Annotated in this window: 5 protein-coding genes and 1 pseudogene; all 6 read right to left on the bottom strand. The window is 46.6% G+C overall.

Features of this window, described 5'->3' with window-relative positions; all coding sequences use genetic code 11:
* Positions 1–12: 12 nt before the first annotated feature.
* Positions 13–204, bottom strand: a pseudogene (locus tag AC1DM9_RS29575) (DMT family transporter); the annotation flags it as partial.
* Between the two features lie 16 nt (positions 205–220).
* The gene (locus AC1DM9_RS29570) at positions 221–1,339 is read right to left on the bottom strand and encodes a glycoside hydrolase family 88 protein (protein ID WP_441881165.1); all 1,119 of its coding nucleotides are present in this window, start codon (positions 1,337–1,339) and stop codon (positions 221–223) included.
* Positions 1,340–1,357: 18 nt separating this feature from the next.
* The gene (locus tag AC1DM9_RS29565) at positions 1,358–6,646 is read right to left on the bottom strand and encodes a polysaccharide lyase family 8 super-sandwich domain-containing protein (protein WP_477583672.1); all 5,289 of its coding nucleotides are present in this window, start codon (positions 6,644–6,646) and stop codon (positions 1,358–1,360) included.
* A gap of 56 nt (positions 6,647–6,702) precedes the next feature.
* On the bottom strand, positions 6,703–8,466 hold the full coding sequence (locus AC1DM9_RS29560) for a glycoside hydrolase family 35 protein (protein WP_477583670.1): 1,764 nt from the start codon (positions 8,464–8,466) through the stop codon (positions 6,703–6,705).
* Positions 8,467–8,514: 48 nt separating this feature from the next.
* The gene (locus tag AC1DM9_RS29555; RefSeq protein WP_477583669.1) at positions 8,515–10,185 is read right to left on the bottom strand and encodes a DUF4091 domain-containing protein; all 1,671 of its coding nucleotides are present in this window, start codon (positions 10,183–10,185) and stop codon (positions 8,515–8,517) included.
* Between the two features lie 84 nt (positions 10,186–10,269).
* A complete protein-coding gene (locus AC1DM9_RS29550; RefSeq protein WP_477583667.1) occupies positions 10,270–11,784 on the bottom strand; it encodes an extracellular solute-binding protein in 1,515 nt (504 codons plus the stop codon).
* Positions 11,785–11,807: the final 23 nt, after the last annotated feature.

The raw sequence follows: 11,807 nt of genomic DNA, 5'->3' as shown, positions 1-11,807 counted from the left end.
ATAATTCTGTAACTATCCAAGCGTGCCTATTATTATAATTCCTGTGGTAATTGCGATCGACATCACAATCCGCATTTTCCCCTGCTGCTCTTTCAGGACTAAAATCCCGAGCAGCGTACCAAAGACGGTGCCGATCTCGCGTATTGGAGATAAATGAGACAGCGGGTCTAAATTCATAGCAAATAAAAATAACAAGTAAGAGCCTGCTCTCTTACTCCATTTACTCGTACCAGTAACCTTTTATTCCTTTTTCCATCCGCATAAGTGCCTCAAGGTAAAAGTAGTCTCCCCAGATCATAAAATCATCCGGCGCTGTATTGCCTCTTACATAATAAGAGCCATGCTTTAATAACCCTTCTGCCTCTTCTCCCATCGTGGAGTAATGACGAACAAGTGAGGTCATCGACAAATTCAGCTTCCGTTCAAATTCAGCGCGATCTGGATCGTTATCGTCCAGATGACTCATTAATTCCAGCAAGCCCGCGGCTGTAATCGCAGAAGCAGAGCTGTCTCGGTACGTCCCTTCCTCGACCTGAACATCAAAGTCCCAGTAAGCTACATCATCCTCTGGCAGCTTTGAGAGGAAATAGGCTGCCATCCGTTTCGCTGTATCCAAATACGCCTTATTTCCGGTGTAGCGATAGGCAAGTGCAAAGCCATAAATACCCCATGCTTGGCCGCGGGCCCATGTCGATCCATTCGTGTACCCTTGATGGGTTGCGCCGCCTAGCGCCTCACCGGTTTCTTCATTAAAAACGAAGGTATGATAGGAGCTGTCGTCACCTCGTACAAGGTAGCGGCGGCTTTGATCTGCCTGCTTAACGGCAACCTTATAATAACGCTCATCACCCGTTTGTTGATAAGCCCAAAATAACAATGGAAGATTCAAGAGGCAATCAATAATCATGCGCCCGCCATGCTTCTCGTCTCCAGCCAGTCCCCAAGCTTGAATGTATTGCCCTTTTTCTCTAAAGCGGCGCAAAAGCACGTCTGCCGCCTGTAATGTCAGCTCTCTTGCCTCCTCATCCCGCTCCAAAATCCACTGTGCTTGCGAGGATAAGGTGTATAAGAAACCGATATCATGATGATCTAGCACAATATGCTCTTCCATACGATGCTTGAAGCTCTTTACCGTGAGCCGAGCAGCATCTCGGTAAGCTTCATCTCCGGAATATTCGTAGCATAACCACAGCATTCCACTCCAAAATCCGTTTGTCCAATCTTCATTGTCATTGAGTTCATACTTGTTATTGACACTGACATGCGGGAAGCGAACCCCAAAACGCTGGATGTTCTTTTTCGTCTTCTCCATTGCATCTTCAATTGCCGATTTCCACATGTCCTTCCATCCTCTCAGCTACCGATTTATCTGATCCAGCATTCTCTTCACGATAGCGGCTGCTTCCGCACGAGTCGCTAAAGCCGCAGGGTTAAATCTTTGCTGATTGTCCCCTTGCAGCAGTCTATTATTTACCGCTGTTGCTATTTCCTTTACGCTCCATGGCGCAATTTTTTGGGAATCCGTAAAAATATGAAGTTGAGCAGTATCTGCCCCGGTCATCCAGTCTGGTTGAATCTTACTCATGACGCGAGCAATCAGCACCGCCAATTCTTGGCGCGTAATGGTTTGCTCTGGCTTAAACGAGCCGTCTGCATAACCGTTCATCAGTCCAGCCTCATGCACTCGAATAATATCATTCTCGTACCAACTGCCCTGCATGTCGCTTGCATCGGTGTACGTTAGATTTGAACCTTTCACACCAAGATCCAACATTCGAGAGATTATAGCAGCCATCTCTGCGCGAGTAATTTCCGCCTGAGGTGCGAAGGTATCTGCATTTCTTCCTTGCATAATAAACTTAGATGCCAAGTATTGTGCATCATCCTTGACCCAGTGCTTCCCAAGATCCGCAAATGTCTTGTTTGCTTCAACCAACAGGTAGGTTTGACCTGGCAGGCCGTCAAAGGTTGCTTCTACACTGCTCCCAACCGCTTTTAGCTTCATTGGAACTGGAACAAGCGCTTTGCGCTCCTCGTCATAACGCAGCCCCGCCAAATGAGCCGGAATTGCTTTCGTTTCTATCGTCCATTTCATTTCTAGCTTTCCAGCATTAATCAAGCTGCCGTACATTCGCTGCAAGGAGTCCGCCTCCACTACAACTTGGTCAGCGATATGAACGAGTGAAGCACCTAACTTTTTGGCATGGTCTGTAATCGTTGTTACTGTGTCTTCAGCAATAGGCTCCATTCCGATTCGCAAGCCATTGGTCACTTCAACATTATCCATCTGCTTTAGTGGAAGAGTAATAAACATATTGGGCCCGCTCAAAATTAGCATAGCTTCGCGGTTCCACTCCAGCAGCTTCAAAATGGCAGCGGATGAGAGCTGAACGCTTTGGGCTCCATCCGGTATTGAAATTAAAATCTGCCCAGCCGCCAATTGCTCGTCTGTACTGACCATTTTTAATTCGCCGCCAAGCATGCCTTGAACCCGTTCTTTTATCGTTATCTCATTTGAACCTGAACCTCCAGGTGCCGGGCTCGGCGTTGGATCAGGAGTCGGTGTTGGTGTTGGTGTCGGATCAGGCTTTGGCGTTGGCTCCGGATCTGGTTTTACTTCCGCCGCCTCAATTACAATAGTCGCCGTCGCTTGATACCCTCCATCGACAGAAGCTGCAAAAATCTCCACCTTGCCGGGCAGCACGCCTGTAACAACGGCTTGTCCATTATTAACTTGCAGCGTTGCTAAGGCACGATGCTCATCGCTCATAGTCCAAACGATTTGTTTGTTTTTTGCATGGTCTGGTTTCACAGCCGCTTCAAGCTTCACTTGCTTACCCTGCTTTAGCTTTGCTTCTGGAGGTGTAACGGTAATCTCCGTCACCTTTGCACCCTCAGATGCCTTCATCTTCACTTCCAAATATGGCGCAAACACAGCGTTTTCTTTACTCTTGATCTGTGTATTCAAGCCTTTCACGCCTGGCTGCTCGATCAATGCTAAACTTAAAAGCTGATCACGCAGCAGCTCCGCTTTTACGGTATCTACCAGCTCGTATTCACGCCATTTATCAACTTTTTGGAAAGCAATTGTGGAGATGGCATCACCATAGGCTGGTTGATTGCCCCACACCATCTCGGTCTCTTTCCAAGAATCGTCCTCAACGCGGTGAACACCGATCAAATTAGAATCGTATTTGGCATCGCCATCATTTATTTTTCCGTAGACCTTCAGCTTTACAGACTCCATATCACCAGAGATGCTGCTGAGGTCAAACTTCATGAAGGATCGTTGTGTATATCCCTCGCCATATTCACGCACTTCAACATAATCTTTGGAGCCATTATTCACATTGGCATGATTTGCTCCACTACGAACGAAGGTATCCTCCATCACCGGAATTTTAAAAATTTTACCTTCTTCCGGCTGCATGGCTTCCATATCGATCGTTTGGCTCGGATCAACCTTCAACGTAATCGTATGGACTTTTCCTGCTGATCCTTGCGTATGGATTGCCAAGCGAGTATACGGGAAAGTTTGCACGACCTGAATGCTCGGATCTTGTGCAATGATCTGCAATCCTATTTTACCGAGGTCAACCGTTACCATGCCTTGCTTCTGTGTAGGTTCAGCAATTGCAAGGGTAAGCTCACTGCCTTTTTCCTTCATCATCATGGAAATAGGTTTATCGGTCTTTACATACTGGAAAGCAGACGCCTCCCAGAAATTCAAACCTGTAACCTGCTGCTTCGTTTCTTTTACAGCATGAACCTTCTCCGTTTTAGCCAGTACTTGAATGTCGGGATTCGCTTCATATGCCGCCGTTTGCTCCGGCGTCTTGCCCGGGAGAAGCACATATTCATAAGTGCCAGCTGTCGGCAATATGCCATGCTCAATGGCAAGGCTTAAATAATTGCGCTTCACTATATCCACTGGGCCACCCTTATTAATTTCGCTCCATGCTCCCTCGCGCGCTTCACGTTTGCCTGTCACTTTTTCTCCCGAAGGGAATACGTATCCAATATCAGAACCGACCGCATTGCCCTCCATATGAGCCCATTTTACATCCGTCATTTGCTCCTGCCAGCCTAAGCTTGTTGGCATTTCATGACCGTTCACAATAAGCTTATTGGTACCCGCTTCGGTCAGCTGACGGTTCTCAACGATCGTTTCAGTCATGCTCGCTGTGTTGTTAACAATATCAGAGCCTATTGCAACCATTTCATCATCAAACAAGAACCATGATTTTTTTCCTTGCAAGGAGCTCCCTGTACTGCCTGCAAGCGAGAATTCCATACCCACAGCCCCATAGTAATCATCGATCACTGAGCCGCCAACCCAGTCCTTGCCATTCATATAATTGCCCCATTCTGCGGGCTCTCTGTAAGAACGATCCGTTGTTGTTCCTGGCAGCCTATAGCTATCAATCGTTGGCCAATAATGATCACTAAACTGCTTCAAGTCGCTATTGTACACATTTGTCATTCCGATTCCGGTGTACCAGCCCTTCTTATTCTCGCCATTGCCATATTCAAACGCTGCAATGCGATCCGAGAACATACTGATAGAAAGCCCGAAGTCAGGACGAAGCTGAACCGCACGATCCATACCTGCGAACATTTGCGTATGCACAAGCTCGCCACGAGGAGCAACGCTGTCATCCTGCATTAATTGCTTTAATAAGTGAAGTTCATATAATGGCAATCCTTCGTAATAATTTTCAAATGTCGTGTCAGAACGTACCCATTCCTTCACCATACTTTTAGTTTCCTCTGCTATGGCTGGCGGAGCAGACTGAGCCAGTCGCAGAAGCGTCATTATAATGGAGCGCCCTGTAATATGATCAGAATCGGCAGCACGAGAAATGCTGCGACCTTTGACCGAGTCCAGAATCGCACCTTTATATAAAAGCGGTTCAAAAGAATCTTTTACCCAGTTATAAACATTGCTTGCACTCGGGTCTGAAATCGCCCACTCTGAATCTGCAAAAATATAAAATAGATCAGCCATACGCCCGAGCAATACCGCACCATAACCGCCGGTATACGCTATGCTTGTATGTTGAACGAGGGAACCATCCTCATAAAGCCCATCCCCCTTCTTCACATACAAGAACTCATCCGCAATCGAATCGCGTCCCTGCATGACTTTAGCGGCATGTTGACCTACAATCCCACGCAGCGTCACAACGAGTGCTTTATCAAGCAGGTTTGCTCCTGTCTCAATCGTCGCTGAGTTCGCTACACGTTTTTTTGGGTCGGGCACGAACTTATCAATCGCTTCAATATATTTCGCAATCAAATCTGGCGGCATTGCATCATACATGAGCGATAGGATATTCATAATTTCCTGCGGTGTTCCGATCTCCCAATCCCACCAGTTTCCTGTAATCTTCTTGCTGGAATTGTATTGATACTTCAGCATCCATTCCATCGCCTGAATAATATCGTTTTTTAAGTCTTCATTTTGAAAAAGAGAGGAGCCTTTCATTGAATAAGCCAACGAGAGATCTCGAATAATGCCGTACGCCCAGGAAATGCGCCACGAATCATTTTGAGTTTTGCTGATGACGTCTTCCCATAATGCATCCGCATCAACAGCTTTATTCAGCTTGTCCCATCTTCCGGTACCTTCTTTATTCGTCATTCGGTTTACTAAGGCTTCAACATTTGCAGCAAGCTCAGGATCATTCATATCAATCCCTTCTCCGCCAACCAGCTTTGCCGCCCATTTTTTGCGAAGCGTTTCATACGCTTTTTTCTGTGCTTCCGATTCTACCGTAACAAAGCTTTGTGCGGATACTCTACGATCGCTCGTCGCAGCCGTAATCACCGCCGTACCGTAATCATGAGCCGTTACTTCACCGTTTTTAACCGTTGCTACTAGCGAATTGGAGGAGCTCCAAATCAGGTCATCCATCGGTGCATTCGCAGGTGCCACAGTAGGAACCAGCTGGACTTTTTGCTCCTTATCCATGTTCACGTTTTGTGGACTTAGCGCGATGGACGTAATATCTTTGAATGGAGTGAGCGTTACATCGTCAATCCATAAAGTCCCTGTACCCGTCTCAAAAAATATTTCAACCTTAAAGCTAGCAATTTGCGGCTTATCTGGAACCTGCAGCAGCAGTTCATAAGAGGTCCAATCCGTTGTCCCTCTTACATAAGGAAGATAAGGACCGTCTTCAATCTTTTTCCCATCAGCACCGCAATACTGCGTACGAATATATACGCCTTTACTCACATTTTCCGGCAGCACTTGATCCGTCTTCATCCAAGCCTGCAGCTTATAGGTCTGCCCTGGTGTAATCGGAACGAGCGGATCTGGAACGATGTCTGTTCTAGCAAGCTTATCGTGCTTTACTTGCACTGATCGTGCTCCCGTGTGATAAACAGCCTCCGTAACAGATACATTCTGATTGCCTTCCATTGCGCGCCATACACCCCAGCCCGCTGGTCTTCCTCCATCCTGCCACCCTTTATCCGGAATTAAGCTGCCTTCCTCAAAACCGCCATTAGTAATCAAATTGACCATTATATTCGCACTCGCAACCGCTTGATCGCCAAGCATAGGCAGCCCCGCATACAAAAGCTGAAATGCCATACAGCATACCACTACAATTGAAATAGACTTCTTCCTGATCTTCATGAATGAACCCTCTCCAATCTCCAGTTCATGATGGTATTACTTTGCAATACTTTGCACTACCCCGAATCAGGTGTATCTTGAAGCGTCACTTGCAGCGTCTTCGCTCCATGCAGTTCGAACACTACAATTTCATTTGCACCGGTACGAAGCAGCGGACCTGGAACATAAAGCGTCTTCTGCGGCCCTGCTTCCCAGTAACGTCCGAGGTTGAAGCCATTTACGAATACAATTCCTTTGGTCCAGCCTTCAAGTGCCAGGAAGGTATCTGCAATATCCGACTCCTGCTCAATGTGGAAGGAGCCTTGGTAGAAGGTTGGTCCATTTATGTCTTGTACTCGCTCTTCAGCAACAGGCGCTTGCTCAAGTTGAGCAAGATTATGAAGCGGCAGCGAATGAATCGTCCAATCAAATAGAAATTGGAAGCCTAATCTCACCCCTTCAGTAATCCCCTTATAATCTCGCAAATACGGTCCATAGTTGGTTCTGCCCATATTCTCGACTAGAATACGAAGCTCTGCCCCGCCCTCCGGCACATTGAACTCGATCGGCTGTGGGTCCCAGCGTTCGATAACACCCTTATACTCTCCATCTAAAAATACGAGCGCGCGATCGTGAACCTCCTGCAAGACAAGTGAACAATTCAGTCTTGGGCCCGAAACCTTTGTTGTATATAAAATAAATCCATAATCCTGTCCGAGCTTCTCCATCGGTTCAGGGCAAGTGCGCTGCACGGGTGTCGACAGCAGCGGCAGCACATCGAACAACGGCGCAATCGGCTTCATTTGAACATGGCCATATCCCATTTTACGAACAGGCTCCGGAAGCGGCATTAACGCCGTGCCAAAATGTTTTGCGATTAGCTCTCTTAACAGGACGTATTTCTCCGTAATATCCCCCCACTCGGTTAGTGGACTATCATAGTCGTAGCTCGTTACCGTCGGCTCATATTTCCCATGGTTGTTGGCTCCATTATAGAATCCGAAATTCGTACCTCCATGGAACATATAGAAGTTAACCGATCCGCCAGCATTCAGCATATCCTCAAATACTTGCACCGCTTCCTGTGCATCCCGTGTATGATGCGGCTTGTTCCAGTGATCGAACCAACCATTCCAATACTCCATGCACATGAGCGGCTTGTCCGGCTGGACTTGCTTTAAGCTGTTAAAAGCTTCCTCTGTTCTCGAACCAAAGTTTACCGTTTCAAGAACACCCGGAATCATCCCGCCCTGCAGCATAAAATCTTCCGGGCCATCTGAGGTAAACAGCAGAACGTCCATTCCGCGCGAAATCATGCTTTCTTTGATATGCTCAAGATATTTTAGATCATTGCCATAGCTGCCGTACTCATTCTCAATTTGCATTGCAATAATTGGACCGCCGTTTGTACATAACAAAGGCTTCAGCATCGGCAGCAGCACATCATAATAAGCATCTACTTTTGATAAAAATAACTCGTCATTGCAGCGCAAGCGCATTCCATCCTCAGCAAGCAGCCAAGCCGGCATGCCGCCGAACTCCCACTCCGCACAAATGTATGGACTTGGACGTACAATGACATGCAATTCCAGCTCTGCTGCTATCTCGATAAACGCTACAATATCCGCCATACCCGTGAAACAGAACTTACCCTCCTGCGGCTCGTGCATATTCCATGCGACATACGTTTCAACTGTATTAAAACCGCAGGCTTTCAGCTTAAGCAATCGATCCTTCCAATACCCCGGAATAACACGGAAATAATGAATCGCCCCCGACAAAATCGTTATCGGTTTATCCTCATAAAGAAATTGATTACCTTGCACTCTGAATGATGCCATGTCATTTACTCCTCTGCTCATGAACTTGATGTATTTCACTTGCCATATCTACTTCGAACTTGCATGCTCGCCAATTAGACGGTTAATTTCCTCACGCTTGCGGATATACCATTCCGTCTCACGCGGATATGCTTTAAAGGATAGCTCCTGCGCTAAGCCATCTTCGAGCAAAGCAATTACCGCTTCTCGTGAGGTACTCCGCTCTAGAAGCTCAAGCGCTCGCAGATCCTGCAGTGCTTCTGTAAGCACCTCCAGCCTGATTGACTCAATCGGCCCTTCAGCACCTGGATATACGAGAAATGCATCCCCCGCTGGAAAACCGCCGCCTGCATCCGTCACTTGAAACGGATTAATCGGATACTTCGAGAACTGCGCATACCAGAAGTTGTAGCCCCAATGCAAGAAACCTGCAAGCTTCAGCTTGTACAGCTGCATGCCTAATACACGATTGCGCGAAGACGGCATATGGAGAAAGCGATTAGACACAAGCTTATATTGGGCGCAGCAATAATACGACCATAATCCCTCTACTCCGTGTTCAAGAAACGGCTGAATCGCATTGCTAGCCGGAATGGGATGCTTAATTAGACCACTTTCATAAAATTCATACTCTGAGAGTGCATCAATAATCGGAAATCCTTCCAAAATCGGTCCAATAAGCTCACTCGCTGCACGATAGGTGTCCATGTCCGCAAGGTTTGGCTCATCCGACAGATGGAAATAAACCCGCTTCTCTAAACCGTTTTCTTTTATAAATGACACTAACTCATGCAAAAATAACGTAAGAAATTCGGTGTACTCCGAATCCTTGGAATCCGTATCCCAGCCAAACAGCTGCTTCTCCTGACCATCGACTGTGGCGACTACCTTCGGTGCATGCTTGGCACCCCATTGTGTAAAGAGATGAGAGAACTCAAAATATTTCACGCCGCTGCGGTCACACAGTGTAACCCAGCGCTTTAATTTTTCAAAAGTAAATCGGTAATCATCCCCCACGCGTTCAACTTGAACGAGCTGTACGGTTGGGCGGTCTCCTCCTATTTCCGTGTCTAACGGAGGGGTAAACAAAGGGGTCAAAATCATATTCATTCCATGTTTCACAGCGGTTTGGATATATTGCTCAATCAAATGCCAATGGTACTCGCTAAATACGTCCGTCTTATAGTAGGTAGCCAAGCAATCAACATGGAACCATTCGGTATGGATAAGTGACTGCTCCGGCAGTGCTGCCGCAATTACCTCCAGCGTAAATGTTTCCTCGCCTACTTGCTCGCCGCTATCATTGATGAGATAAATACGAATATCAAATAAACCTGCTTTCGCATCCATCGGCACCTCGACAGTTATCCATAGAGAACGCCATTGGCTAGGATAACCGGTTAAACCACGGCTTGCATCAAATGGGATTAACGCATCTGGATACAAGCCGGGCGTGATTCTCAGCACATATTCATCCGCATCATGATAGCTCACCATATTGGCGGGTACCAGCTCTACCGTTCGTACGGTCAATGCTTGCTCAAGCTCGGATTCCACCCGAACCTGCAGCTGCCGCATAAGTACATCTGCCCGATATGCAACCTGGAACGAATAGGATTCACCAAGCAGTGCCGAGCCACTAGTTACCGCAGCTGCAAGCAGTTCTTCATCGGCAAATACTTTGATTAATGAACTGATACATCTCGTTTCCAGCTGCAAAGCTCCATTTAACTTTTCCACTTCATATTCCCCCTACATGATCTAATAAAAAAGATAAGCCCGGTAAACTCGACTGATCTATTCGAACTTACCGGGCTTATTTACTTACTTGCTTGCTAACGCTTTGTAAGAATCACTTGTTTCTTTCAGATGCTGCTGGAAGCTGGCGTCGGCTTTAAGCCCGCCAATAAACTTGTCCCAGTCCTCCATGCTTGCTTTGCGGATGACAACGTTTGTGTACATATCAACAAACTTCTTCTGCCAATCGCCGCCTTTTTCCATCCATACTTCAGTCGTTGGCAGCCCTGCAGCAGGATTCTTAATTGAAGATGCTGAGATGGTATCTACCAGCTGGCGGTTGTAATCTCTAACTTCTGCCGGCATGCCAGGTCCTTCAGCACGTTGATATTTGTTGAAATAACCGGAAATCCATTGTGCAGTCGTCGCTGTACCATATGCTTTTTTCTTGCCTTCATCGGTTTGAACAATTGAACCATCTTCCGATACGGTATAATCCTTGTCTTTAATACCATAGGTGACGAGATTGTAGCCTTCTTCAGTCGCCGTTTCGTTATAAACCTCAAGAATTTTCTTCAGCTTGTCTTCGCTAACCTTTTTGCTGACTAGGAACAATCCATAGTAGCCATATGCTTGTTCATTGTACTTTTTGCCGTCTGTGGCAGCTGGAATTTCATACGCCTTCAATTCTGCTTCAGGCTTAATTTTTTGCAGCTCTTGTCCGAAAATAAACGCTTCGTTAATATTGCCGAAGGAGATGCCCGCTTTGCCTTGAATCATCATTTCTTTCACTTGGCTTGGCTTCATTACTGGCAAGTCCGGCGTAATAAGACCATCGCCATACGCCTTGCTCCAGAATTCAAGCGCTTCTCTTGCTTCAGCTGTCAGCCAGTAAGGCTCAAGACTGCCTTCAGCCGTTTCCTTCCACGCTGTGCCTGCGCCAAACATCGTCATCATATAAGGGCTGACACTCGCTTGCACCATACCAAAGGTATCGTTTTTACCGYTGCCGTCCGGATCATTTTTTGTAAAAGCTTCTAACACTTTGTAGAGCTCATCCATCGTCGTTGGTGCTTTCAGCCCCACTTTATCAAGCCAATCTTGACGAATAATGAGAGATTCATGTCCATCCAATGGGCGAACACGCGGAATACCGTAGGATTTGCCCTTGAACTTAATGTTCTCAATGGCATTCTCCGGATAACCTGCTAGGTTCGGATAATCCTGCAAGAACGGAGTCAAATCCCAGAATGCACCCTGCTCAATTGCGGTTGAGAATGCAGGATCATTGATATCCTCGATAAGAATGACATCCGGCAAGCTCTTGGAAGCAAGCAAAGCATTCAGCTTCTCTTTATAGCTATTAATCGGATAAAAATCGATGCTCAGCTTTACATTTAGTTTTTCATCGAGCTGCTGGACACTTTCGAGATCACTGCTAGGAGATTCACCATAAGTCATCGTGCCGATATTAATATCAACCGGCTTTTGTTTACCCTCTTTATTGCCGGCCGATTTAGCTTCGCCACCATTCGAACAGCCAATTAAACTTGTCGTAAGAACGAGCGTCAAAAGCGTCATGCCAAAGCTTCTTTTTTTCATTTTTAAAACCCTCCCTTATTTGT

It is taken from the genome of Paenibacillus sp. 01T431, from assembly GCF_056398625.1.
Note: the sequence above shows the minus strand (reverse complement) of the source record. Positions and strands in the feature narration are given on the sequence as shown.

Coding starts and splice junctions, on each gene's coding strand:
- AC1DM9_RS29570 (WP_441881165.1), bottom strand. CDS start 1,339: ATGTGGAAATCGGCAATTGAAGATGCAATGGAGAAGACGAAAAAGAAC.
- AC1DM9_RS29560 (WP_477583670.1), bottom strand. CDS start 8,466: ATGGCATCATTCAGAGTGCAAGGTAATCAATTTCTTTATGAGGATAAA.
- AC1DM9_RS29565 (WP_477583672.1), bottom strand. CDS start 6,646: ATGAAGATCAGGAAGAAGTCTATTTCAATTGTAGTGGTATGCTGTATG.